The sequence below is a fragment of the Cellulosimicrobium sp. SH8 genome, assembly GCF_025818875.1.
Lineage (GTDB): Bacteria > Actinomycetota > Actinomycetes > Actinomycetales > Cellulomonadaceae > Cellulosimicrobium > Cellulosimicrobium cellulans_D.
In genome coordinates this window covers 166,564-190,316 of record NZ_JAMXMH010000005.1, presented here as the reverse complement: position 1 = coordinate 190,316, position 23,753 = coordinate 166,564, and the positions used below count along the sequence as shown (strand labels likewise).

Annotated in this window: 25 protein-coding genes; 3 read left to right on the top strand and 22 right to left on the bottom strand. The window is 74.5% G+C overall.

Annotated features, from left to right (window positions below; genetic code table 11):
• The 10 genes from carA to NF338_RS08950 form a co-directional block, all read right to left on the bottom strand.
• A complete protein-coding gene (gene carA, locus NF338_RS08995) occupies positions 1-1,260 on the bottom strand; it encodes a glutamine-hydrolyzing carbamoyl-phosphate synthase small subunit (RefSeq protein ID WP_412846455.1) in 1,260 nt (419 codons plus the stop codon).
• On the bottom strand, positions 1,257-1,961 hold the full coding sequence (locus NF338_RS08990; RefSeq protein ID WP_264030443.1) for a hypothetical protein: 705 nt from the start codon (positions 1,959-1,961) through the stop codon (positions 1,257-1,259). Before NF338_RS08990 ends, carA begins: the two co-directional genes overlap by 4 nt.
• On the bottom strand, positions 1,958-3,322 hold the full coding sequence (locus NF338_RS08985) for a dihydroorotase (RefSeq protein WP_264030442.1): 1,365 nt from the start codon (positions 3,320-3,322) through the stop codon (positions 1,958-1,960). Before NF338_RS08985 ends, NF338_RS08990 begins: the two co-directional genes overlap by 4 nt.
• A complete protein-coding gene (locus NF338_RS08980) occupies positions 3,319-4,410 on the bottom strand; it encodes an aspartate carbamoyltransferase catalytic subunit (RefSeq protein ID WP_264030441.1) in 1,092 nt (363 codons plus the stop codon). Before NF338_RS08980 ends, NF338_RS08985 begins: the two co-directional genes overlap by 4 nt.
• The gene (pyrR, locus tag NF338_RS08975) at positions 4,407-5,054 is read right to left on the bottom strand and encodes a bifunctional pyr operon transcriptional regulator/uracil phosphoribosyltransferase PyrR (protein WP_264030440.1); all 648 of its coding nucleotides are present in this window, start codon (positions 5,052-5,054) and stop codon (positions 4,407-4,409) included. Before pyrR ends, NF338_RS08980 begins: the two co-directional genes overlap by 4 nt.
• Before the next feature lie 180 nt (positions 5,055-5,234).
• The gene (gene nusB, locus NF338_RS08970; RefSeq protein WP_087472016.1) at positions 5,235-5,654 is read right to left on the bottom strand and encodes a transcription antitermination factor NusB; all 420 of its coding nucleotides are present in this window, start codon (positions 5,652-5,654) and stop codon (positions 5,235-5,237) included.
• Between the two features lie 48 nt (positions 5,655-5,702).
• The gene (efp, locus tag NF338_RS08965) at positions 5,703-6,266 is read right to left on the bottom strand and encodes an elongation factor P (RefSeq protein WP_087472015.1); all 564 of its coding nucleotides are present in this window, start codon (positions 6,264-6,266) and stop codon (positions 5,703-5,705) included.
• A gap of 110 nt (positions 6,267-6,376) precedes the next feature.
• On the bottom strand, positions 6,377-6,868 hold the full coding sequence (locus tag NF338_RS08960; RefSeq protein ID WP_264030439.1) for a hypothetical protein: 492 nt from the start codon (positions 6,866-6,868) through the stop codon (positions 6,377-6,379).
• Positions 6,865-7,515 carry a SatD family protein gene (locus NF338_RS08955; protein ID WP_264030438.1) on the bottom strand — a complete coding sequence of 217 codons (651 nt, stop codon included), beginning with the start codon at positions 7,513-7,515 and terminating at the stop codon, positions 6,865-6,867. Before NF338_RS08955 ends, NF338_RS08960 begins: the two co-directional genes overlap by 4 nt.
• Before the next feature lie 94 nt (positions 7,516-7,609).
• Positions 7,610-8,056: a type II 3-dehydroquinate dehydratase gene (locus tag NF338_RS08950; RefSeq protein WP_141388149.1), complete on the bottom strand. Its 447-nt coding sequence runs from the start codon at positions 8,054-8,056 to the stop codon at positions 7,610-7,612.
• A gap of 123 nt (positions 8,057-8,179) precedes the next feature.
• On the opposite strand from NF338_RS08950, the gene NF338_RS08945 reads away from it, so the two are divergent.
• Together NF338_RS08945 and NF338_RS08940 are read left to right on the top strand one after the other, a co-directional pair.
• Positions 8,180-9,202, top strand: a complete 1,023-nt coding sequence (locus tag NF338_RS08945; protein ID WP_264030437.1) for an alpha/beta hydrolase — start codon at positions 8,180-8,182, stop codon at positions 9,200-9,202.
• Positions 9,199-9,981, top strand: coding sequence for a glycerophosphodiester phosphodiesterase family protein (locus NF338_RS08940; RefSeq protein ID WP_264030436.1), 783 nt, complete (start codon positions 9,199-9,201; stop codon positions 9,979-9,981). The genes NF338_RS08945 and NF338_RS08940 overlap by 4 nt, the downstream gene beginning before the upstream one ends.
• 19 nt (positions 9,982-10,000) lie before the next feature.
• On the opposite strand, the gene aroB is transcribed toward NF338_RS08940, so the two are convergent.
• From aroB to aroC, 3 genes are all read right to left on the bottom strand, one after another.
• Positions 10,001-11,083 (bottom strand): 3-dehydroquinate synthase, encoded by a 1,083-nt coding sequence (aroB, locus tag NF338_RS08935; RefSeq protein ID WP_264030538.1) that lies wholly within the window; start codon positions 11,081-11,083, stop codon positions 10,001-10,003.
• Positions 11,084-11,190: 107 nt separating this feature from the next.
• Complete coding sequence (locus tag NF338_RS08930) at positions 11,191-11,799, bottom strand: shikimate kinase (RefSeq protein ID WP_264030435.1); 609 nt, start codon at positions 11,797-11,799, stop codon at positions 11,191-11,193.
• Positions 11,799-13,016: a chorismate synthase gene (aroC, locus tag NF338_RS08925; RefSeq protein WP_264030434.1), complete on the bottom strand. Its 1,218-nt coding sequence runs from the start codon at positions 13,014-13,016 to the stop codon at positions 11,799-11,801. Before aroC ends, NF338_RS08930 begins: the two co-directional genes overlap by 1 nt.
• Positions 13,017-13,194: 178 nt before the next feature.
• Here aroC and NF338_RS08920 point away from each other — a divergent pair, with 178 nt between their 5' ends.
• Entirely contained in the window at positions 13,195-13,890 is a 696-nt protein-coding gene (locus NF338_RS08920; protein WP_264030433.1) for a prepilin peptidase, read from the top strand.
• Positions 13,891-13,941: 51 nt separating this feature from the next.
• Here the strand turns inward: NF338_RS08920 and NF338_RS08915 are convergent, their stop codons facing one another.
• The 9 genes from NF338_RS08915 to NF338_RS08875 form a co-directional block, all read right to left on the bottom strand.
• Positions 13,942-14,820: a shikimate dehydrogenase gene (locus NF338_RS08915; RefSeq protein WP_264030432.1), complete on the bottom strand. Its 879-nt coding sequence runs from the start codon at positions 14,818-14,820 to the stop codon at positions 13,942-13,944.
• Positions 14,817-15,971: an endolytic transglycosylase MltG gene (gene mltG, locus NF338_RS08910; protein ID WP_264030431.1), complete on the bottom strand. Its 1,155-nt coding sequence runs from the start codon at positions 15,969-15,971 to the stop codon at positions 14,817-14,819. The genes NF338_RS08915 and mltG overlap by 4 nt, the downstream gene beginning before the upstream one ends.
• On the bottom strand, positions 15,968-16,504 hold the full coding sequence (gene ruvX, locus NF338_RS08905) for a Holliday junction resolvase RuvX (RefSeq protein ID WP_264030430.1): 537 nt from the start codon (positions 16,502-16,504) through the stop codon (positions 15,968-15,970). The genes mltG and ruvX overlap by 4 nt, the downstream gene beginning before the upstream one ends.
• Entirely contained in the window at positions 16,501-19,188 is a 2,688-nt protein-coding gene (gene alaS, locus NF338_RS08900) for an alanine--tRNA ligase (protein WP_264030429.1), read from the bottom strand. The genes ruvX and alaS overlap by 4 nt, the downstream gene beginning before the upstream one ends.
• Positions 19,189-19,258: 70 nt before the next feature.
• The gene (locus tag NF338_RS08895; protein ID WP_053370881.1) at positions 19,259-19,618 is read right to left on the bottom strand and encodes a hypothetical protein; all 360 of its coding nucleotides are present in this window, start codon (positions 19,616-19,618) and stop codon (positions 19,259-19,261) included.
• The gene (locus NF338_RS08890) at positions 19,618-20,013 is read right to left on the bottom strand and encodes a DUF948 domain-containing protein (protein WP_264030428.1); all 396 of its coding nucleotides are present in this window, start codon (positions 20,011-20,013) and stop codon (positions 19,618-19,620) included. The genes NF338_RS08895 and NF338_RS08890 overlap by 1 nt, the downstream gene beginning before the upstream one ends.
• A gap of 178 nt (positions 20,014-20,191) precedes the next feature.
• Positions 20,192-20,818, bottom strand: coding sequence for a 30S ribosomal protein S4 (gene rpsD, locus NF338_RS08885; RefSeq protein ID WP_047234514.1), 627 nt, complete (start codon positions 20,816-20,818; stop codon positions 20,192-20,194).
• Between the two features lie 244 nt (positions 20,819-21,062).
• Positions 21,063-21,833, bottom strand: coding sequence for a hypothetical protein (locus tag NF338_RS08880; RefSeq protein WP_264030427.1), 771 nt, complete (start codon positions 21,831-21,833; stop codon positions 21,063-21,065).
• A gap of 381 nt (positions 21,834-22,214) precedes the next feature.
• A complete protein-coding gene (locus NF338_RS08875) occupies positions 22,215-23,720 on the bottom strand; it encodes a replication-associated recombination protein A (protein ID WP_264030426.1) in 1,506 nt (501 codons plus the stop codon).
• Positions 23,721-23,753: the final 33 nt, after the last annotated feature.

Below are 23,753 nucleotides of genomic sequence, written 5' to 3'. Positions count from 1 at the left end.
TCAGCTCTCCTTGGTGTTCTGGTCGGCGGCTGCGGAGCTCTCGGCGCGTCGGGACGCCATGAGCTCGACGAAGCGGTCGAAGAGGTACGCGGCGTCGTGAGGGCCGGCCGCGGCCTCGGGGTGGTACTGGACGGAGAAGGCGGGCAGGTCGAGGCACTCGAGCCCCTCGACCACCTGGTCGTTGAGCCCGACGTGCGACACCACGACGCGCCCGTAGCGGCCCCCGTCGTGCGGGGCGACGGACTCGCCGTCGAGCGGCGCGTCCACGGCGAACCCGTGGTTGTGCGCGGTGACCTCGACCTTGCCGGTGCGGCGGTCCATGACGGGCTGGTTGATGCCGCGGTGGCCGTACGCGAGCTTGTACGTGCCGTACCCGAGGGCGCGGCCGAGGATCTGGTTGCCGAAGCAGATCCCGAAGAACGGGGTGCCGCGGTCCAGGACGTCGCGCAGCAGCTCGACCTCGTGCGTGGCGGCGCCCGGGTCGCCCGGGCCGTTGGAGAAGAACACGCCGTCGGGCGCGTACGCCTCGACGTCCTCGATGGTCGAGGCCGCGGGCACCACGTGCACGCGCACCCCCCGCTGCGCGAGGCGCTGCGGCGTCATCGACTTGATGCCGAGGTCGACGGCGACGACGGTCGCGACGGGCTCGCCGTCGGGCGTCGTGCCCTCGAAGGGCTCGACGACGTACGCCTCGTCCGTGCTGACCTCGCGCGCGAGGTCGGCGCCGGCCATCGCGGGCGCGGCCTGCACCTCGGCGACGAGGTCCTCGACGGTGCGGGGGTAGCCGTCGCGCACGAGCGCGTCGCCGGAGAAGATGCCCGCGCGCATCACGCCGAGCTCGCGCAGGTGGCGCGTCAGGGCGCGCGTGTCGACGTCGCTGATGCCGACGACGCCCTGCACGGCGAGCTCGTCGTCCAGGGTGCGCTGCGCGCGCCAGCTCGAGGCCCGGCGGGCGGCGTCGCGCACGACGTACCCGGCGACCCAGATCTTGCCGGACTCGGGGTCCTCGTCGTTGACGCCGGTGTTCCCGATGTGGGGCGCCGTCATGACGACGATCTGGCGGTGGTAGGAGGGGTCGGTGAGCGTCTCCTGGTAGCCGGTCATGCCGGTGTTGAAGACGATCTCGCCGACCGTGGTGCCGCGCGCGCCGTAGGCGCGCCCGGTCTGCACGGTGCCGTCCTCGAGGACGATCAGGGCCCGGTCGGTGGGCGGTGCGGTCGCTGAGGTCAGGGTGGTCGCTGGGTTCACTGGGGCGGTCACGGTGCTTCCTCGTCGTTCTCGTCGGTGCCGGGTGTCGCGCTCTCGCGCGTCGGCGCCGGGTCTGCGGGGTCTGCGGGGGCGGCGCCGCTCGGCGCCCCGGGTCGTCGCTCGTGGGAGCCGTCGGCGGCGGGTGCGTCGCGGTCGCCGTCGGCTCGTCCGGCGAGGCGCTGGACGGCCTCCAGGAGGCGCGCGACGTCGTGGTCGTGTCGGGGCAGGAGGCCGGTGTCGAGCCGTACCTCGGGGTTCGCCGGAGCCTCGGGCGCGTCGGCGGGGACGGGCTCCGCGGGCACGGTCCACGTCACGACGACGATGGCCTCCTTGCCGACGAACTTGCCGGCCATGCCGGGCGTGAGGGACGCGCCCCCGACCGCCGCTGCGGGCACCCACACGTCCGGGGCGCCGCTGCGCGCGACGTGCAGGCCGCCGTCGTGCACGGTGACCTGGGCCTGGGACCGGTCGCCGAGGCCGTGGGCCCCGACGCGCGCGAGCCAGTCGCCCGCGAGCGTGCTGGACACGTAGAGCGCGTCGAGCGGCCCGAGCACCACGGCGCCCCGCGCCGCGTCGGCGGGCGCCGCCGGAGGCGTCGGGACGACGCCGACCGAGCGGCGCACGAGGCGGCGTCGACCGACGAGGACGAGCGTCAGCAGGACGACGCCGAGGACGACCCAGATGCCGACCGCGACGGGCTGGGGCAGGTTCACGCCCGCACCCCCCGCGCGTCGGTGCCCGCCGGGACGGGTGCGCCGTCGAGGACCGTGGCCCGCCCGCGCAGGAACGTCGCGACGACGGCACCGGGCAGCTCGCGACCCTGGAACGGCGTGTTGGTGCTCGCCGTGACCTGCCCAGCGCCGTCGACGACCCGGCGTGCGGCCGGGTCGACGAGCGTGACGTTGGCGGGCTCGCCGACCTCGAGCGGGCGGCCCTGGGCGCGCTCGCCGGCGTCGATGCGGCCGATGCGCGCGGGCGCGCTCGACAGCACGCGCGCGACGTCGGCCCACGTGAGGCGGCCGGTGTCGACCATGGTCTGCTGCACGACGCTCAGCGCCGTCTCCAGGCCGGTCATGCCGAACGCGGCCGCGGCCCACTCGCAGTCCTTGTCCTCGCGAGCGTGGGGCGCGTGGTCGGTCGCGACGATGTCGATCGTCCCGTCCGCGAGGCCCTCGCGCACCGCCTCGACGTCAGCGGCGGTGCGCAGCGGCGGGTTGACCTTGAAGGTCGGGTCGTAGCCGCGCGCGAGGTCGTCCGTGAGGACGAGGTGGTGGGGCGTGACCTCGGCGGTGACGTCGATGCCGCGGCCCTTGGCCCAGCGCACGATCTCGACCGAGCCCGCGGTCGACAGGTGGCACACGTGCAGGCGCGAGCCCACGTGCTCCGCGAGGAGCACGTCGCGCGCGATGATCGCCTCCTCGGCGACCGCGGGCCAGCCCGCGAGGCCGAGCTCGGCCGAGACGACGCCCTCGTTCATCTGGGCGCCCTCGGTGAGGCGCGGCTCCTGCGCGTGCTGGGCGACGACGCCGTCGAACGCCTTGACGTACTCCAGCGCCCGGCGCATGAGGATCGGGTCGTCGACGCACTTCCCGTCGTCCGAGAAGACGCGCACGCGGGCCGCGGAGTCGGCCATCGCGCCGAGCTCGGCGAGCTGCTCGCCGGCGAGCCCGACGGAGACGGCGCCGACGGGGTGCACGTCGACCCAGCCCGCGTCTCGACCGAGGCGCCACACCTGCTCGACGACGCCGGCCGTGTCCGCGACGGGCGTCGTGTTCGCCATCGCGTGCACGGCGGTGAACCCGCCCGCCGCGGCGGCGCGCGTGCCGGACTCGATCGTCTCCGCGTCCTCGCGACCCGGCTCGCGCAGGTGCGTGTGCAGGTCGACCAGGCCGGGCAGGGCGACGAGGCCGGTCGCGTCGACGACGACGGTCTCGCCGTCGTCGGACCCGGCGCGCGCAGCGCCGACCGGAGCGATCTCGGCGATCACGCCGCCGGAGAGCACGATGTCGACGGGCTCGCCCCCGAGCGGGCGCGCGCCGCGCAGGACGTACGTGGTGGTTGCGGCGCTGCTCACGAGGCGGGGACCCTTTCGACGGCGGGAGGCTGGGCGGGCGAGAGCGGGACGCCCGACGCCGGGGCGGCGTCGGTCTCGTCGCTGCCCGCGAGGAGGAGGTAGAGCACGGCCATGCGCACGGCGACTCCGTTCGCGACCTGCTCGACGATGACGGCGCGCGGCGAGTCCGCCGCCTGCGCGGAGATCTCGAGCCCGCGGTTCATCGGCCCGGGGTGCATGACGATCGCGTGCTCGGCGAGGAGCCCGAGCCGCCGCGCGTCGAGCCCGTACTTGCGGCTGTACTCGAGCGGGTTGGGGAAGAACGCTCCCCCGCCGGCTCCCGAGCCGCTCATGCGCTCGCGCTGCACGCGCAGCATCATCACGGCGTCCGGGCCGCCGTGCGCGGTGTCGCCCGCGAGGGTTGCGTCGAGGTCGTAGGAGACCGCGCACGGCCACGTCTGGACGCCGACGGGCAGCAGCGTGGGCGGGGCCACGAGCGTGACGCGCGCTCCGAGGGTGTGCAGCAGGTGCACGTTCGAGCGCGCGACGCGCGAGTGCAGCACGTCCCCGACGATCGCCACGTGCCGCCCGTCGAGGCCCGCGCCGCGCGCGGCCGCGTCGTCCGGGCCGCTCGCTCCGGCGGCGGTGAGGGCGGTCCCGGACAGGTGGCGCCGCAGCGTGTACGCGTCCAGCAGCGCCTGCGTGGGGTGCTGGTGCGTGCCGTCGCCGGCGTTGAGGACCGCGGCGTCGAGCCAGCCCGCGTGGGCGAGCAGGTGCGGGGCCCCGGAGGCCTGGTGGCGGACGACGACCGCGTCCGCGCCCATCGCCTGGAGGGTCAGCGCGGTGTCCTTGAGCGACTCCCCCTTGGACACGCTCGAGCCCTTGGCCGAGAAGTTGATGACGTCGGCCGACAGGCGCTTGGCGGCGGTCTCGAACGAGATGCGGGTGCGCGTCGAGTCCTCGTAGAAGAGGTTGACGACCGTGCGGCCGCGCAGCGTCGGGAGCTTCTTGATCTCGCGCGCCTGCGTCGCGGCCATCTGCGCGGCCGTGTCGAGGATGCGCACCGCGTCGGTGCGGGCGAGGTCCTGGGTGGACAGGAGGTGCCTCATGCGCGCGCCTCCGCCCCCGGGGTCGCGGGCCGGATCACGACCGCGTCCGTGGCGGACCCGTCCGCGGACGTGCCGTCGACCTCCGCGAGGCGCACGCTGACGCGCTCGGACGTCGAGGTCGGCAGGTTCTTGCCGACGAAGTCGGGACGGATCGGCAGCTCGCGGTGGCCCCGGTCGACGAGCGCGGCGAGCTGCACGGCGCGCGGACGCCCGAGGTCGCTGATCGCGTCGAGCGCGGCGCGGATCGTGCGCCCCGAGTACAGGACGTCGTCGACGAGCACCACGACCTTGCCGTCGATGCCCGACGCGGGCAGGCGCGTCGCGCCGATCGTGCGCGTCGGGTGGCGGTGCAGGTCGTCGCGGTACATCGTCACGTCGAGCTCGCCGACGATGGCGTGCGGGTCGGGCGCGCCGTCGGCGGGCGTCTCCTCGATGGCGGCGAGTCGCTCGGCGAGCCGCGTCGCGAGCGGGACACCGCGCGTCGGGATGCCGAGGAGGACCAGGTCGTGGGCCCCCTTGTTGCGCTCCACGATCTCGTGGGCGATGCGCGTCAGCGCGCGGGAGATGTCGGCGGCCGTCAGGACGACGGTCCCGGCCTCGGGGGTCGATGAAGCGGGTGTGGGCACAGCAGCGCCAGAGCTCATGTCCGGCGACCTCCTTCCCCGCCTCACAGGACGGGCCTTAAAGGATGTCTGACGGTCACCCACCCTACCGTCGCGCGTCGCGGACCGGGCGCTCGTCCCGCCCGACGAGACGCGGCGTCGGTCACACTCGGTGACCGACGCCGCGGCGGGGTGGTGGCGGCCCGGGGGCCGCGGGGGTGCTCAGGCGGTGATCGTCGGCTTCATCTCGACGATCCGCGCGAGCAGCCCGTTGACGAACGACGGCGAGTCGTCGGTCGACAGCGAGCGCGCGAGGTCGACGGCCTCGTCGATCGCGACGACGTCGGGCACGTCGTCGTTGAAGAGGATCTCCCAGCCGCCGATGCGCAGCAGGGCCCGGTCGACCGCCGGCATCCGCTCGAGCGTCCACCCGTGGGAGTACGTCTCGATCAGCTCGTCGATGCGGTCGCGGTGCGCGAGCACGCCCTCGACGATGTCGACCGCGTACTGCGGCAGGGCGGTCTGCGCGGTGCCGGGGTCGGCGACGCGCTCCGCGAGGAGGGTCGTCGGGTCCACCTGACGCTGCTCCGCCTCGAAGAGGACGTCGAGCGCGCGCTTGCGCGCCTTGGTGCGTGCGGCCATGGTGATCGGCTGTCTCTCTCGGCTCTCAGCGGCTCTCGGGGTACCCGGTCAGTCGTTCACGCGGCCGAGGTACGAGCCGTCGCGCGTGTCGACCTTGACCTTGGTGCCCTGCTCGAGGAAGAGCGGGACCTGGATCTGCGCGCCCGTCTCGAGCGTCGCCGGCTTGGTGCCGCCCGTGGAGCGGTCGCCCTGGAGGCCGGGCTCGGTGTACGTGATCTCGAGGACCACCGAGGCGGGGAGCTCGATGTAGAGCGGCTGACCGTCGTTGGACGCGATGAGCACGTTCTGGTTCTCGAGCATGTAGTCCTTGGCGTCGCCCACGATCTCCGCCGAGATCGTGATCTGGTCGTACGTCGAGGTGTCCATGAACACGTAGTCCGCGCCGTCCTGGTACAGGTACTGGAAGTCGCGGCGGTCGACGTTGGCCGTCTCGATCTTGAGGCCGGCGTTGAACGTCTTGTCGATCGTCTTGCCCGTCATGACGTTCTTGATCTTGGTGCGGACGAACGCGCCACCCTTGCCGGGCTTGACGTGCTGGAACTCGATCACGGTCCACAGCTGGCCGTCGAGTCGCAGCACGGTGCCGTTCTTGATGTCGTTGGTGGTCGCCACGTTCGTCTTCCTGTCGGAGGGTCTGCGGTCTCCGCCCCACGCGGAACCGCGTGCCGGACGGCACGAGAGGGTCCCCCGAGGGCGGGATGCGGAAATGGGCCTTGACGATCTTACCGGAGCGCGACGAGGACCGCGTCCGCCACGACGCCCACGGTCGCCGCCCAGCACATCGAGGCGAGGGTCCCGATGACGAACCGCTCGGACGCCACAGGGTGCTCGCGCAGCTCCGGGTAGCGCCCGAGGCCCTTGATCGCCACGACGAAGGCGATCCCGCCGGGCTCACCGGCGAGGAGGCAGCCGGTGATGGCGAACCGTTCGAGGATCCCGATCCACGTGCCGCCGCGCAGCGCCTTGACGGCCTCGGTGCCGATGGGCCCGGTCGCCGGAGGCGGCGGCGGGGGGACGGGGACGGCGGCCGGGTCAGCCGCGGCGGACCGGGCCCTCCCGCGCCCCGCACCGCCGGAGCCCGAGCGTGCCGGGTCGCCGGAGCGTGCCGCGGCGCGCAGCACCCACTGCGTCACGGGCCCTCCGCCGAGCACGCTCGCGACGAGCGCGACGACCCACACCAGCACGACCAGCACGACCGACACCGGGTCCGTCATCTCCCACCCTTCCGCGGATCCTCGAACGGCTCACCCTGACGACTCGACCTGAGCTCGCCCAGCAGCCTCGCCACCACGGGTCGCACCGCCGCCTCCTCGGGCCACAGCGCGACGCGCAGCCGCTGGCTCACCGCCTGCTCGGAGACCCCGAGCACGCGGGCCACATCCTTCTGGGTGCCACCCACACGCGCGAGCGTGTCGACCGCCTCCCACCCCGGGGCGGTCCGCCGCTCCACGACCGCCGCGAGGAGGCGCAGGAGCGCCTCGACCTCGGCCGCCCGCGCCGACGGCTCGCCCCGGACCGCGACGGGCGCCGTCGCCGCACGCGACTTGGCCTGCTCGACCGCCTCCCGCGCCCGCACGAACGCCTCCCCGGAGGCCTCGCGCGAGACGGCTGGCAGGGGCTCGTCGACGCTCCCGGCGCCGACGCCGACGCTCCAGCCTCCGTCGCGCAGCAGGTCCAGCACGACCTCGACCACGGTGCCGGCGTCGCCGAGCACGCCCTGCACCTCGTCGCCCACGGTCCGGTCGAACGGGACCACGACGCCGGGGCGGCCGTCGAGGAGCTCGCCCAGGCGGGCGAGCACCTCGGGCACCCGGTCGGGGTGGCCCGTGCTCCCGCGCTGGTCGACGGTGAGGACGAACATGCGATCCAGGCTATACCCTTGAGATGGAGGTATCAAGCATGAGGACTTGATGGCGAGGGATCAAGGCAGGCTGTCGGGAGCGGACGACCCGACGTCAGCCCCGCAGCCGGGCCGCGAGCGCCTCGAGCGCGAGCCGGTACGAGTCGAACCCGAACCCCGCGATCGTGCCTGTCGCGACCGCGCCGACGACGGAGTGGCTGCGGAAAGCCTCGCGCGCCGCGGGGTTGCTCAGGTGCACCTCGACGAGCAGGAGGCCGGAGGTCGTGACCTGCGCCGCGGCGTCGCGCACGGCGTAGGAGTAGTGCGTGAACGCGGCCGGGTTGAGCACGACGTGGGCGCGCGCGTCGACGGCCTCGTGGAGCCAGCCCACGAGCTCGGACTCGTCGTCGGTCTGCCGCACGTCGACCGTGAGGTCGAGCGCGCTCCCCCACGCGAGGGCGGACTCCTGGAGGTCGGCCATCGACGCCGAGCCGTAGATCTCCGGCTCGCGCACTCCGAGCCGGCCGAGGTTGGGTCCGTTGAGGACCAGCACGCGTTCCATGGCGCCCGAGCCTAGCGGCGCCGTGGGCGCGCGGCGCGTACGTGCTCGTGCCGTGGTCGGGCCCCACGGCGGGGGTGCTTCTCTCGACGCGCGGCGGGCCGCGCCGTCGGGCACGCTGGCGGGGTGAGCCTCGTCGCCGTCCCCCGCGCCCGCTGGGAGCCCGACGCGCTGGTCGAGGGGTGGGAGTCGCTCGAGCTCCCGGCCCCACGGCTGCCGGGCGTCTCCACCCCGGGCAGCGCGCGCGAGGCGGTCCCGCCGGTCCTGACGCTGGTGCGGCGCGCGGACCGACCGGCGCGCCCTGCCGGGACCGTCGTCCTCGTCCACGGGTACAACGACTACGTCTTCCAGGACCACGTCGTCGCGGCGCTCGCCGAGGCGGGGTGGGACGCGCTGGGAGTGGACCTGCGGCGCGCGGGCCGGTCGCTGCGTCCGGGGCAGGTGCCGCACTACGTGGACGACCTGCGCGAGACGGCGGCGGACCTCGGCGTGGCGGTCGCGGCCGCGCGGCGGACGCCGGGACCGGTGGTCGTGCACGCGCACTCGACCGGCGGCCTCGTCGCCGCGCTGTGGGCGCACTCCCACCGGGGTGGGGGCGGGTGCGACGCGCTCGTGCTCGACAGCCCGTTCCTGGACCTGCGCGCGTCGTGGGTCGAGCGGACCGTGGGGACGCGGGTGCTGGACGCCGTCGGGCCGTGGAGCCCGCTGACGGTCGTCAGCGCAGGTCCCTCCGCGTACACCGGGCACCTGCTCGCGGACCGTGGCGGTCGGTGGGCCTTCGACACCACGCTCAAGCGCCCCGAGGGCGTGCCCGTGCGGGCCGGCTGGCTGCGGGCGGTGCGGCGGGGGCACGCGCGCGTGGCGCGCGGCCTGGAGGTCGCGTGCCCGGTGCTCGTCGCCCGGGCGGAGCGGTCCGGGACGGACGACCCGACGAGCCCGGACCGAGAGCGGGACCTCGACACGACCGACACCGTCCTCGACGTCGCGCAGATCGCCCGGCTCGCACCGCGGCTCGGGCGCGACGTGACGGAGCTCGTCGTCCCCGACGCGGTGCACGACCTCACGCTCTCCGCCGACGGCCCGCGCGCGAGCTATCTGAGCGCCCTCACGGGCTGGCTCGACGAGCACGCGGCCCGGGTGGCGGCGTGAGCGTCGCCGCGGACCGCACCGGCGGCTACCTCGAGGCGCCGTTCGTCGCGCTCGCGCACCGCGGGTTCTCGCGCGCGGGCCTGGAGAACTCCATGGCGGCCTTCGCCGCCGCGCGCGACCTCGGGCTGCGGTACGTCGAGACGGACGCCCACGCGACGGCGGACGGGGTCGCCGTCGCGCTCCACGACGCGTCCCTCGACCGCACGACGGACGCGCACGGGCTCGTCGCCGACCTCCCGTGGCGGACCGTGCGCGCGGCCCGGATCGGCGGGACCGAGCCCGTGCCGTCGCTCGAGGACGTGCTGGGCACGTGGCCGGACCTGCGGGTGAACCTCGACGTGAAGTCCGCGGCGGCCGCCGAGCCGGTCGCGCGGGCGATCGAGCGCACGCGCGCGCACGACCGCGTGTGCGTCGCGTCGTTCGCGGCGTCGCGCCGGGAGGCGACGGTGGCACGGCTCTCGCGCCCAGTCACCGTCTCGGGGGCGCGAGGCGCGGTCCTGGGCATGTTCCTCGCCGGGAGGGCGCGCACGGACGCGCTGGCCCGCCTCGCGGCGCGCTCGGTCGACTGCCTCCAGGTCCCCGTGCGCGGGGGCTGGGTGCGCGTCGTCGACTCGGGGTTCGTGCGCGCCGCGCACCGGGCGGGCGTGGCGGTGCACGCGTGGACCGTGAACGACCGCGCGACGATGCACCGGCTGCTGGACCTCGGGGTCGACGGGATCGTCACCGACCGCGCGGACCTGCTGCGCGACGTGCTCCGGGCGCGCGGCCTGTGGGCGTGAGCGCGCGGGCGGCGCGACGTCAGAGCGCGACGGGGCCGCGTCCCACCGGCGCGTCGGCCGCGACCTCGGCGTAGGCCGCGGCGAGGAGCGTCGGGTCCGGGCCCTCGAGCCGCGTGGGCCGGGCGACGTCGTCGAGCACGACGAAGCGCAGGAGGTCGCCGCGCGACTTCTTGTCGCGGCGCATGGCGGACAGGAGCTGCTCCCAGCGGTCGCCGCGGTACGTGAGCGGCAGCCCGAGCGAGCCGAGGACCGCGCGGTGGCGCTCGACGACCGCGTCGTCGAGCTTCCCCGCGAGGCGCGAGAGCTCGGCCGCGAACACCATGCCGACGGAGACGGCGGCGCCGTGGCGCCACTGGTAGCGCTCGGTGAGCTCGACCGCGTGGCCCAGCGTGTGCCCGTAGTTGAGGATCTCGCGCAGGCCGGCCTCCTTGAGGTCCTCCCCCACGACGCGCGCCTTGACCGCGATCGAGCGCTCGACGAGCTCGGCGACGACCGCCCACGTCTCGTCGGTGGTCGGGCGCGTGCCCCACGCGCTCAGCGCGTCGGCGTGCTCCTCGACGAGCTCGAGGATGCGCTCGTCGGCGATGAAGCCCGTCTTGACGACCTCCGCCATGCCGGCGACGAAGTCCCAGCGCCCGAGCGACTCGAGCGCCGCGAGGTCGCACAGCACGCCCGCGGGCGGGTGGAACGACCCGACGAGGTTCTTGCCCTCGGCGGTGTTGATGCCCGTCTTGCCGCCGACCGCCGCGTCGACCATCGCGAGCAGCGTCGTCGGCACGTGCACCACGCGGATGCCGCGCAGCCAGGTCGCGGCGACGAACCCGCCGAGGTCGGTCGTCGCGCCCCCGCCGACCGTGACGACCGCGTCCGTGCGCGTGAAGTCCAGCTGCCCCAGCACGCCCCACAGGAACGCCGCGACCTGCGCGGTCTTGGCCTCCTCCGCGTCCGGGACCTCTGCGACGAAGGCCTCGTAGCCCGACGCCTTGAGGTCCTCGTGGACCACCTCGGCCGTCGCGGCGAGGGCCGCGGGGTGGACCACGAGCACGCGGCGCACCCGCTCGCCGAGCATGGTGGGGAGCTCGCCGAGCAGGTGCCGGCCCACGACGACGTCGTACGGCTGGTCCCCGACGACCCGGACGCGCGTCGGCGCGGGACGCTCGTCGGTCGGCCCGACGACGGGCTCGGTGTCCGGGGCGGGGGTCGTGTCGCTCACGCGTTCTCCTGTTCGGCCGGGGTGTCGGCGGGGGCGGGCGCGGCGGCACGGTCCGCCGCGCCGCCGCCACCCGCGAGGTGCGCCCGGATCTCCTGGGCGACCTGCGCGGGCGTGCGCGCGTCGGTGACGACGTGCAGCGTCGCGACCCGCTCGTAGACGGGACGCCGCGCCTCCATGAGGGCGACCCACCGTGCCCGCGGGTTGCCCAGCAGCAGCGGGCGGGACTGGTTGAGCCCGACGCGCGGCGCCGCGTGCGCGAGGCTCACGTCGAGGAACACCACGGCACCGCCCGACGCGACGTACGCCGCGAGGGCGGTCTGGGTGTGCTCGTCGAGGACGGCGCCGCCGCCCAGGGCGAGGACGCCGTCGTGGGTCGCGAGCGCCGTCGTCACTGCCTCGCGCTCGAGCTCGCGGAAGTGCGGCTCGCCGTGGTCGACGAAGATGTCGGCGACCGGCTTGCCGGCCGCGGTCTCGACGTCGGTGTCCGTGTCACGCTGCGCGAGGCCCAGCAGGTCCGCGAGGTGCCGCGACACCGTCGACTTGCCGCTGCCGGGCGGGCCGACGAGGACGACGACCGGGCGCGTGCCTGGGGGGACGGGCGTCATCAGCGCTGGAGCTCCGGGATCGCGGCAAGGTAGGCCTCGGCGTTGCGGCGGACCTCCGCGACGGAGTCGCCGCCGAACTTCTCGAGCGCCTGCTCGGCGAGCACGAGCGCGACCATGGCCTCGGCGACGACCGCCGCCGGAGGGACGGCACACACGTCGGAGCGCTGGTGCTGGGCCTTGGCGACCTCGCCCGTGACGACGTCGACCGTCGCGAGCGCGCGCGGCACGGTGGAGATGGGCTTCATCGCGGCGCGCACGCGCACCACCTCGCCGTTCGACATGCCGCCCTCGACGCCGCCCGCGCGGTTGCTCAGGCGGTGGATGCGGCCGTCGGTGCCGCGCTCGATCTCGTCGTGCGCCGCGGACCCGCGGCGGCGCGCGGTGCGGAAGCCGTCGCCGACCTCCACGCCCTTGATCGCCTGGATGCCCATGAGCACCGCGGCGAGCCGCGCGTCGAGGCGCCGGTCGCTCTGCGCGTACGTGCCGAGCCCGGACGGGACACCGTAGGCGAGCACCTCGACGACGCCGCCGAGCGTGTCGCCCGCCTTCTGGCACTCGTCGATCTCCGCGACCATCGCGGCGGACGTCGCGGCGTCGAAGCAGCGCACCGGGTCGGCGTCGAGCGCGGCGACGTCGTCGGGCCCGGGCACCGCGGCGTCCTCGGGGACCTCGACGGGGCCGATACCCACGACGTGCGACACGAGGCGGACGCCCAGCGCCTGCTCGAGGAACTTCGCCGCCGCGGCGCCGAGGGCGACGCGCGTCGCCGTCTCGCGCGCCGACGCCCGCTCCAGCACGGGGCGGGCGTCGTCGAAGCCGTACTTGCGCATGCCCACGAGGTCGGCGTGGCCGGGGCGCGGACGCGTGAGCGGCCGGTTGCGCGCGATCTCGCGCACGTCGCCCGTCCCGGCGTCGACCTGGAGCGCCTCGGGCGGCACCGGGTCGGACGACATGACGTCGACCCACTTGGGCCACTCGGAGTTCGCGATCTCGAGCGCGAGCGGGCCGCCCTGGGTCACGCCGTGACGCAGCCCGCCCAGGACGCGCAGCACGTCCTGCTCGAACTTCTGGCGCGAGCCGCGCCCGTACCCGAGGCGACGACGCGCGAGCGCGGCCTTCACGTCCTCCGTGGTGAGCTCGACGCCCGCGGGCAGCCCGTCGAGGATCCCGACCAGCGCCTCACCGTGCGACTCACCCGATGTCAACCAACGCAGCATGATCGCCATCCTCCCACGTCGGCACCCACGTCCCGGCGGGCGCCCGCAGTGCGGACCGGCGATCGCCGACCGGGTCCCCGGGCGGCGAAGACCCGAGGATCGGAGAGGCGGACGCGCGGTCCGGCGCGTCGTGGACGACGGCGGCGCGCGCGGTGGCGGGCGCGCTACGGTGCCGCGCATGGTCCAGCAGGGGGACGGGACGACGACGGACGGCGCGCCGGCGCGGGTCGCCGCATCGGAGGCGGTCGAGCACGTGATGGCCGAGGACGAGCGACCCTGGGTGCGACGCCGGGGCGACGACCTGGTCCGCGAGCTGCGGCTCTCCGGGCCGCCCGGGATCGTCCTTGCCGGGCTCGCCGCGGCCGGCACGACGTGGTGGTCGGGTCCGTCGTGGGCGACGCCGGCCCTCGTGCTCGTCGCCGCGGCGGGAGCGATCGTCGCCGTGGTGGACGCGCGGACGCACCGGCTGCCCGACGTGATCGTCCTGCCGTCCTGGCTCGCGGCCGTGCTCCTGCTCGGCCTCGCCGCGCTCGTCACCGCGGACGGCGCCGCCCTCGGCCGTGCCGTCGTCGGCAGTCTCCTGGGCTTCGGTGCCTACGCCGCGCTGCGGATCGCGTACCCGCCGGGCCTGGGCTTCGGTGACGTGAAGCTCGCGGGGATGCTCGCCGCGCCGCTCGCCTGGCTCGGGTGGGGCGAGCTCGTCGCCGGTCTCGTCCTGCCGTTCGTGCTCGGCGGCGTGTGGGCGCTCGCGCTCGTCGTCACGCGCCGCGCACGCCGGGACACCGCCGTGCCGTTCGGCCCGTTCATGGTCATCGGGGCGGGAGTCGCCGCCGTGCTCGGCGACGCGGCGCTCCGGGTGCACGCCGTCGCGTGACGGCGGGGTCCCGACGCGCGCCAGCCTGACCGACGGTCTCCCGGAACTCCGTCAGACCGCGACGCCGAGGGCGGCCCCGAGCGCCCGGTCCATCGCGGCGAGCGGGGCCACCTTGCCCGTCATGAGACGCACCTGCTCCGCCGCCTGGTGCAGGAGCATGCGCTCGCCGCCCACGACGGTGCCGCCCAGGGTTGCCCACGCGGCCGAGAGCGCCGTGGGCCGGGGGTCGTAGACGACGTCGAGCAGCACGCCTGCGACCGGCGCGGCAGCCTGTGCCAGCGCCTCGGCCACCGGGTCGGCCGCACGCGACGGAAGGGTCGCGACGACCGCGTCGGCCCGCCCGAGGCGGTCGCGCAGTGCGGAGGACGACGGGTCAAGGATCTCGAAGCGCGGCTCGACGCCCATGCGGTGCGCCGCGCGCTGGAGCGTGCCGGTGCGCCCGAGCGAGCGCACCAGGACCGTCGGCGTGGTGCAGCCGAGCTCGGCGAGAGCGGCGAGCGTCGACGCGGCGGTCGCGCCCGCCCCGAGCACGACGGCCGTCCGTGCGTCCCGCTCCCCCAGGCCTTCCCGGAGCGCGGCGACGAGCCCGTGCACGTCGGTGTTCGTCCCGACGAACGTCGGCCGCCGGCCGCCCGTGGGCTGCACGACGAGCGTGTTCACGGCGCCGACGACGTTCGCGAGCGGGTCGACGTGGTCGAGAAGCGGGATCACCGCGTGCTTGAGCGGCATGGTCAGGCTGAGGCCCGCCCACGACGCGTCGAGACCGTTGACCAGCGCCGGGAGCTGCTCCTCGATCGTGTCGATCGCCTCGTACGTCCAGCCGTCGAGGCCGAGCGCCTCGTATGCGGCGCGGTGCAGCACCGGGGACAGCGAGTGGGCGACGGGGTGGCCGAGGACGGCCGCCCGTCGCGGCGCGCGCGGCGCGCTCACCCGCCGTTCTCCGCCTGCCACCGACGAAGCTCGGCGACGTTCGCCTCGTGCTCGTCCCACGTCACGGCGAACTTCGTCTCCCCGGTCTCGAGGTTCACGGCGGTCCAGAAGATCCAGTCCCCCGGCTCAGGGTTCACGACGGCGGCCAACGACTCGGCGCCCGGGCTGGCGATCGGGGTCGGCGGCAGCCCCTTGTGCACGTAGGTGTTGTAGGGGTTGTCGGGGTTCTGCGTGTCGTCACGCGTCAGCTCGGTCCCCGGCTTGTCCAGGCCGTAGGCGACCGCCGCATCGATCTGGAGCGCCATGTTGATCGCGAGGCGGTTCTCGATCGCACGCGCCATCTTGGGACGGTCCGGCGCGTACTTCGCCTCTCGCTCGATGAGCGAGGCCTTGTTGAGCACGGTCTCGCGATCTTCCGGAGCCACCCCGAGCTCGTCAAGCTTCATGACCGTCTGCGAGACCATCCCCTGGATGACCCCCTGGGGGCTCACGTCGCCGGGCTCGAGGACGTACGTCGTCGGGTAGAGCCAGCCCTCGTAGTTGCCGTTCGCCTCCGCGGGCAGGCCCGTCGCGGCGGTGTCGGCCATGGCGGCCTCGAAGTCGGCGACCGGGATGTCCGTCACGGAGGACGCCTTCTCGAGGATCTGCTTGACCGTGTAGCCCTCGGGGATGGTGATCTTCGTCTCGACGCGCGAGTCGTTCGCGACGAGGCGCGCGACGGCATCCTTCGCGGGCATACCGAGGAGCAGGGTGTGGGTGCCCGGCTGGATCTTCCCCGCGTTGGGGTTCTCCTCGAACGCCTTGGCGAACGCCGCCGAGCTAGCGACGACGCCCGCCTCGGTGAGCACCGCGCCCATGTCGCGGCCGGTCGAGCCGGGCTCGATGACGACGTCGACGGGGTCGGTGCCCGGGCCCTCGAAGTCCTTCGCCTCGAGCGGGTTGTCGAACCCGAAGAGGTCGGAGGCGTTGTTGAGCAGCAGGTACCCCGCTCCGCCCACCACGAGGAGGGAGACGAGCAGCACCACGAGGGCGCGGCGGCGCCGGCGCTGGCGTCGCTTCTTCGCCGCCCGGCGCGCGCGCTGCTCCGAGCGCGACGAGCGCGCGGGCTGCTGCTCGCCCTGGACGGCGGGCCGTTCGAACAGGTCGGTCACGGTCGGTGGTCTCCTGTCGGGTCTACAGGTTCTCCGGCGCGCGCCCCCGCGCCCCGCTCGGCGTCGAGAGCGGATTGCAGAATGATAACGGCGGCGGCCTGGTCGACGACGCTGCGGTGCTTCTTGCCGGCGCGTCCCGACGCGTGCAGCGCCTGGTGGGCGCTGACCGTCGACATCCGCTCGTCGACGAGGTGCACCGGCACCGGTGCGACGACGCGTGCCACCCGTCCAGCGTACGCCCGCGCGCCCTGGGCGGCGGCGCCCTCGCTCCCGGAGAGGTGGCGCGGGAGGCCCACGTAGACCACGCGTGCCCCGCGCTCCTCGACCTCGGCCGCGATCCGTGCGATGTCCGACGGGACCGCGGCGCCGGTGCGCGTGTCACGCGCGAGCGTCTCGACCGGGGTCGCCACGAGCCCGTCGGGGTCGCTCGCCGCGAGCCCGACGCGCACGCTGCCGACGTCGACGGCGAGGCGCGCCCCCCGCGTGAGGGGGGCGCGCTCGTCGTCACCGGGCAGCGAGGGGACGCCTGTCACGCGGCGACCGCGGCGCCGTCGCGCACGCCCTGGAGCGCGGCGGGCAGCGCGGACACGTCCGTACCGCCGCCCTGGGCCATGTCGTCCTTGCCGCCGCCGCCACCGCCGAGCGTCTGGGCGGCCGCCTTGGCGAGCACGCCCGCGCGCAGGCCGGCGGCCCGGGCGGAGGCGTTGGTCACGACGACCACCTGCGGGCGGCCCTTCGCGACGCCGCCGACGGCCACGACGGCCGGCTCGGACTCGCCGAGGCGACCCCGCACGTCGAGCGCGAGCGCGCGGAGGTCGTCCGCGGAGGCGACCTCACCGGCGTCGTGCACGACGACGCGCGTGCCGCCGACGAGCTCCGCGCCTGCGGCGAGCGTGCCGGCCACCGCGAGGAGCTGGCCCTGCCGGAGCTGCGCGAGCTCCTTCTCCGCGTCGCGCAATCGGGACACGAGCGCGCCCACGCGGTCGGGCAGCTCCTCGGTCCGCACGTTGAGCAGGCCCGTGAGCTGGCCGACGAGCGCGTGCTCCTTGGCCTGGAAGCCGTAGGCGCCGTCGCCGACCAGGGCGTCCACGCGGCGCACGCCCGAGCCGATCGACGACTCGCCGAGCAGCGTGACGAGGCCCAGCTGGCCCGTCTGGCGCACGTGCGTGCCGGCGCACAGCTCGCGCGACCAGTCCCCGCCGATCGACACCACGCGGACGACGTCGCCGTACTTCTCGCCGAACAGCGCCATCGCGCCCAGGGCGCGCGCCTCGGTGATCGGCATGAGCTGGTCCGTGACCTCGAGGTTCTCCTGGAGCTGGGTGTTGACCCGCTCCTCGATCTCCGACAGCGCGCCCGCGGGCACGGCCGACGACCGGCGGAAGTCGAAGCGGATCCGGCTCGGCGCGTTCTCCGACCCGGCCTGGGTCGACTCCTTGCCGAGCGACTCCTGCAGCGCCTTGTGGATCATGTGCGTCGCCGAGTGGGCGCGGCTGATCGCCTTGCGGCGGTCGCGATCGATCGTCGCGGTCCCCGGGTCGCCGAGCGCCGCGGTCCCCTCGACGAGGCGGCCGCGGTGCACGGACAGGCCCTTGATCGGGCGCTGGACGTCGTCGACCTCGATGGTCGCGCCGCCGTCGAGCACGATCGTCCCGTGGTCGGCGAGCTGGCCGCCGGCCTCCGCGTAGAACGGCGTGCGGTCGAGCACGACCTCGACGTCCGCGGGCGCGGTCGCGGCGGGCGCGGGCACGCCGTCGACGAGCAGGCCCGCGACGCGCACGGCGGCCGAGGACTCGGTGTAGCCGAGGAACTCCACCGGCGCGGAGAGCTCGCCCGCGAGCGACTCGTAGGCGGCCGTGTCGACCCCGCCCGAGCGCTTGGCGAGCGCGTCGGCGCGGGCGCGCTGGCGCTGCTCGGTCATGAGGGCGCGGAACGCCTTCTCGTCGACCTGGACGCCCTGCTCGGCTGCCATCTCGAGCGTGAGGTCGATCGGGAAGCCGTACGTGTCGTGCAGGGCGAACGCCTGGTCGCCGCCGAGCAGCGGCACCCCGCCTGTCCCCGCGGCGGCCTTGGCCTTGGTGACGGCCGTGTCGAGGATCGTCGTCCCCGACGTGAGGGTGCGCCGGAACGCGTCCTCCTCGGTGTAGGCGACGTTCGAGATGCGCTCGAAGTCGGTCGCGACCTCCGGGTACGACGGGGCCATGGCGTCGCGGCTCACGGGGAGCAGCGCGGGCATCGCGCGGTCCTCCACACCGAGCAGGCGCATGGCGCGCACGGAGCGGCGCAGCAGGCGGCGCAGGACGTAGCCGCGACCCTCGTTGGAGGGACGCACGCCGTCGCTCATGATCATGAGCGCCGAGCGGACGTGGTCGGCCACGACGCGCATGCGCACGTCGTCCTCGCGGTTCGCGCCGTAGCGCCTCCCCGAGAGCGCCTCGGCGGCCGCGATGACGGGGAAGACCTCGTCGATCTCGTAGAGGTTGTCCTTGCCCTGGAGCAGGTAGGCGACGCGCTCCAGGCCCATGCCCGTATCGATGTTCTTGCGCGCGAGCTCCGAGACGATCCGGAACTCCTCCTTCGACTTCACGTCGTCGATCGCGTACTGCATGAACACGAGGTTCCAGATCTCGAGGTAGCGGTCCTCGTCGACGACGGGGCCACCCTCCTGACCGAACTCGGGGCCGCGGTCGATGTAGATCTCCGAGCACGGGCCGGCGGGACCGGGCTGGCCGGTCGACCAGTAGTTGTCCTTCTTGCCGCGGGCCTGGATGCGCTCGTCGGGCAGGCCGGCGATGCGCTTCCAGAGCTGCCGTGCCTCGTCGTCGTCGTGGTAGACGGTCACCCAGACGGTCTCCGGGTCGAACCCGTACTTGCCCTCCTCACGCGAGCCCGTGACGAGGTCCCAGGCGTAGGTGATCGCGCCTTCCTTGAAGTAGTCCCCGAAGGAGAAGTTGCCGTTCATCTGGAAGAACGTGCCGTGGCGGGTCGTCTTGCCGACCTCGTCGATGTCGAGCGTGCGCACGCACTTCTGGACGCTCGTCGCACGGTCCCACGGCGGGGTCTGCTCCCCCGTCATGTACGGGATGAACGGGACCATGCCCGCGATGGTGAACAGCGTGGACGGGTCCGGGGAGACGAGCGACGCCGAGGGCACGACGGTGTGGTCGCGGTCGGCGAAGTAGTCGAGCCAGCGCTTGCGGATCTCGGCGGTGCGCATGATGTCCTTCGGGCAGTCGGTGGGTCGTGCGGGGTGCTAGCTGTGGGTCGCGGCGGCCGGGCCGCGCGTCCTAGAAGGAGTAACCGAGGAGGTCCTCGACGTCGTCCGTGTCGTCGAACGGGCTGGGGTCTCCCGCGGCCGGGCGCGTGTGGCGGCCGGCCGCGCGGCGCGCTCGGACGACGTCCGGGTCCTCCTGGCCCTCGGCGAGGAGCGCCGCCATGAGCTCCTGCTCGCGCGCGTCGCGCGCGAGCGTGAACTCGGTGCGGAAGTCGCGGGCGATCCCGACGACCTTCTCGCCCAGCCCGTTGACCTGCTCGGTGGCCTGGTCCACGAGCGACGCGGGTGCGTAACGCGCGAGGATCTTCTTGCCGCGGACGACGACCACGACCGTGATCGCGACCCCGACGCCGACCCAGAAGACGCGGCGCATCAGCGCGACCCCTCGGCACGCCCGGCGCCGTCCGACGCACGGCGTCGGCCGAACGAGCGGGCGGCTGCCTGACGCACGCCGTAGGTGAACGCGGCGACCTTCACCAGCGGGGCGCCGAACGTCGCGGCGTACAGCCCCGTGAGCGCGGACACGTTCTCGCTCACCTGGGCGGCCGACGTCGTGATCGTGTCGACCTTGACGAGCTGGCTGTTGGTCGTGGCGACGGTCGTCGCGGCCTCGTCGAGGATGGGGACCGAGTGGTCCGTGACCTCCTTGATGCTCGCCCGCGCCTCGTCGAGCACACGGCCGAGCTTGAGGAGCGGCACCGCGAGCAGGCCGACGAGCAGCACGAACGCGATGGCTGCGATGAGGCCGGCCACGTCTCCCAGGGACATTCTTCCTCCAGTGCCAGTCACGGTGCCGCGTCCACGGCTCCGCGAAACACTACCCGCACGAGGGCGGGGACCGTCGTCGGGCGCGACACGACGGCGGGGTCGCCGCGGGCGCCGCGGTCCGGACGCACGAACGCCTCGCTCGCCGACGAAGCGGTGAGCGAGGCGTCCGGAGCGGGGGTCAGCGAGCGTAGTACTCGACGACGAGCTGGACCTCGCACTGCACGGGGACCTCGGCGCGCTTGGGGCGACGCGTGAGGATCGCGCTCAGCTTCTCGAGCTGGACGTCAAGGTAGCCCGGGACGGCCGGGAGGACGTCGCGGTGCGCGCCCGCGGCGGCGACCTGGAACGGCGTCGTCGCCTGGCTCTTCGGCTTGACCTGGAGGGTCTGGCCGGGCTTCACGCGGAACGACGGGCGGTCCACGATCTTGCCGTCGACGAGGATGTGGCGGTGCGTGACCGCCTGGCGCGCCTGCAGGATGGTGCGGGCGAAGCCGGCGCGCAGCACGAGCGCGTCGAGGCGGGTCTCGAGGTTCTCGACGAGCGCCTCACCGGTCAGGCCCTTGTCCTTGCGGGCCTCCTCGTACGCACGCGCGAGCTGCTTCTCGCGGAGCATGTACTGGGCGCGCAGACGCTGCTTCTCACGGAGACGGACCGCGTAGTCGGACTCGGTGCGGCGGCGGGCGCGGCCGTGCTCACCCGGGGGGTACGGGCGCTTCTCGAAGTGCTTGACGGCCTTCGGGGTGAGGGCGATGCCCAGGGCGCGGCTCAGGCGGACCTGGCGGCGCGAGCGCTTGACAGACGTCACAGCGGTATCTCATTCCTGTCGTGTGGGTACTGACGTCACACCTGGTCCCGAGGAGTCGGGTCCGGGTGCGGGACCAGCCGATGGACCACGTGCCTCTCCGAGGAGAGACGGTAGGTCGGGGCCGAGGTCCCAGGTGGTCGCCGTGAAGGCAACCTGAGGAGTCTACCCCACCCGCGAGATAGCGATCCCCCGCCGAGGTAGCGGCTACCGACCGTCGCCCTAGCACCCGTGGCGCCGGGCGTCGCTATCTCGCGGCGGCTCGTCCTCGGGCGGCGAGGACGCGCGCGACGAGCCCGTCCAGGTTGTCCAGGTCCTCCCAGGAGACCCGGAGGAGGATCCACCCCGCCTCGACCAGCGCGTCGTGGCGCCGTTTCTCCTCGTACAGAGCGCTCTCGACCTCGTCGGTCGTGCCCCGATACTTGAGGCGTCCGTCGAACTCGAGCCCGACCTTGAGATCCTGCCAACCGAGGTCGACCCACCGCTGACCTGCCCACGTCGAGACCGCGATCGCGGCCGACAGCGGAGGCAGTCCCGCCTCGCCCAGAACCCAGCGTAGGCGGGCCTCCCCCGGGGACTCCACCGCGCCGTCGGCGATCGCCAGCACCCGGCGCGCCGAACGCACGCCCCGCTTGCCCAGCGACTCCGCGAGGATCCGCCGGACGAGCGAGCGATCGATCCCGATGCGCGACGCCGAGTCCGCGACGACGACGGCTTGCTCGCCCGGCAGGGTGAGCGCGCAGTCGACGACCGTGCGCTCGAGCGTCGTCACGGGCACACCGGCGAGCGTCGTGCGGTCACGCATGGGCAGCGCCGTCCAGTGGCGACGCACGGGCCCGGCCGACGCCCGGACGTCGGGCGGCCGGAGCTGAGTGATCTCTGCCTCGGGCCGAAGCCCGTACGTCCAGCAACCCCACAGCAGCGCGGCGCTCGTGTGACTCACCCACAGGTCCGTGGTGAGCGACTCGAGCACGGCGGCCAGATGGGTGAGGTGCTGTCGTTCTCGCTCGAGCGCCACGCTCGCGGGGACTTCTGCGTGCGGACCGGCCGCGACGTACACCCCGCGACGCAGGCGGAGGAGCTCTCCACGCCGCCGAGCCGCACGGATCTCGTCCTCGCGCTCGGGCGTCGAGCGGACGACAGCGGGAAGGCTGCGCGGGCGCGGGATCGGGCTCCCTGGACGGGACGGTGGACGTGTCGTCGGCATGGGAGCCATCTCAGCGCTGACGGCCGAGTGACGGCACCCCGCACTGCCGTCACCTGTGGACGACTGCCCGTGGGGGCGGCCCTGTGGTCGACCGACGACGGTCGTCGCGCAACCGCGCGGCGCGAGATAGCGATCCCCCGACTTCACGCCGCCCCGGACAAGGTCGGTGGTCGCTATCTGGGCCGGGAATCGCTATCTCGCGGTCCGGGCGGGGTCAGCATCGTCCTGAGCCAGGATGTCGCGGATGCGGCCGAGCCGGTCCGTGACCTGGCGCTCGTAGCCGCGGTCGGTCGGCGTGTAGTACCGCGACCCGACGAGCGTGTCGGGCAGGTACTGCTGCGGTGCGACGCCGTGGGGCGCGTCGTGCGCGTACCGGTACCCGGTGCCGTGCCCGAGCTGCTTGGCGCCCGGGTAGTGCGCGTCGCGCAGGTGCGTCGGGACGGACCCGGCCTTCCCGGCGCGCACGTCCGCGAGCGCCGCGTCGATCCCGAGGTAGGCGGCGTTGGACTTGGGCGCGGTCGCGAGGTGCACGACGGCCTCCGCGAGGACGATCCGTCCCTCGGGCATGCCGATGAGCTGGACGGCCTGGGCCGCGGCGACGGCGGTCTGGAGCGCGGACGGGTCGGCCATGCCGACGTCCTCCGCGGCCGCGATGACGATGCGCCGGGCGATGAAGCGCGGGTCCTCCCCCGCCGCGATCATGCGCGCGAGGTAGTGCAGGGACGCGTCGACGTCGGAGCCGCGCATCGACTTGATGAACGCGGACACGACGTCGTAGTGCTGGTCGCCGTCGCGGTCGTAGCGCACGGCCGCGACGTCCACGGCTCGCTCGACGGCCTCGAGGTCTACCGGCACGGGGGCCGGGGCGCCGTCGGCCTCGCCGCGCGTACCGTCCCCGTGCGGGTCGGCGTCCGCGTCGCCGTCGACGTCCTCGGACGCCGCCACGCGCAGGGGCACCGGGGCGTCCGAGAGCGCGGCGCCGGCTGCGGCCTCGAGCACCGTGAGGGCCTTGCGCGCGTCGCCGCCGGCGAGCCGCACGAGGTGACCCTCCGCCTCGTCCGTGAGCGCGACGAGACCGCCCAGCCCCCGGTCGTCGGCGACGGCGCGGCGCACGAGGGCGCGGACGTCGTCGTCCCCGAGGGGCTGGAGCGTGAGCAGGAGCGAGCGGGAGAGCAAGGGCGAGTTCACGGAGAAGCTCGGGTTCTCCGTGGTCGCCGCGACGAGGGTGACCCAGCGGTTCTCGACGCTCGGCAGGAGCGCGTCCTGCTGGGACTTGGAGAAGCGGTGCACCTCGTCGATGAACAGGACGGTCTCCTCGCCCCCGGTCGCGAGGCGGCGGCGGGCGTCCTCGACGACGGTGCGCACGTCCTTGACGCCCGCGGTGACGGCGGAGAGCTCGACGAAGCGCCGACCGGACGCGGTCGCGATGAGGTAGGCGAGCGTCGTCTTGCCGGTGCCGGGCGGGCCCCAGAGGATGACGGAGCCGGGCGCGGCTCGGCCGCCGGACGCGTCCGACTCGATGAGCCGCCGCAGGGGCGAGCCCGGGACGAGCAGGTGCGCCTGGCCCGCGACCTCGTCGAGGGCGGCAGGGCGCATGCGCACGGCGAGCGGGGCCCCCGGTCCAGGTCGCGGCGTGCCCTGCGCGCCGGAGGTGGCGGCGCCGAAGAGGTCGCCGCCGAACAGATCACCGGTGGACATGCCCCGAGCCTACGCACCGCCACCCACGCTCCT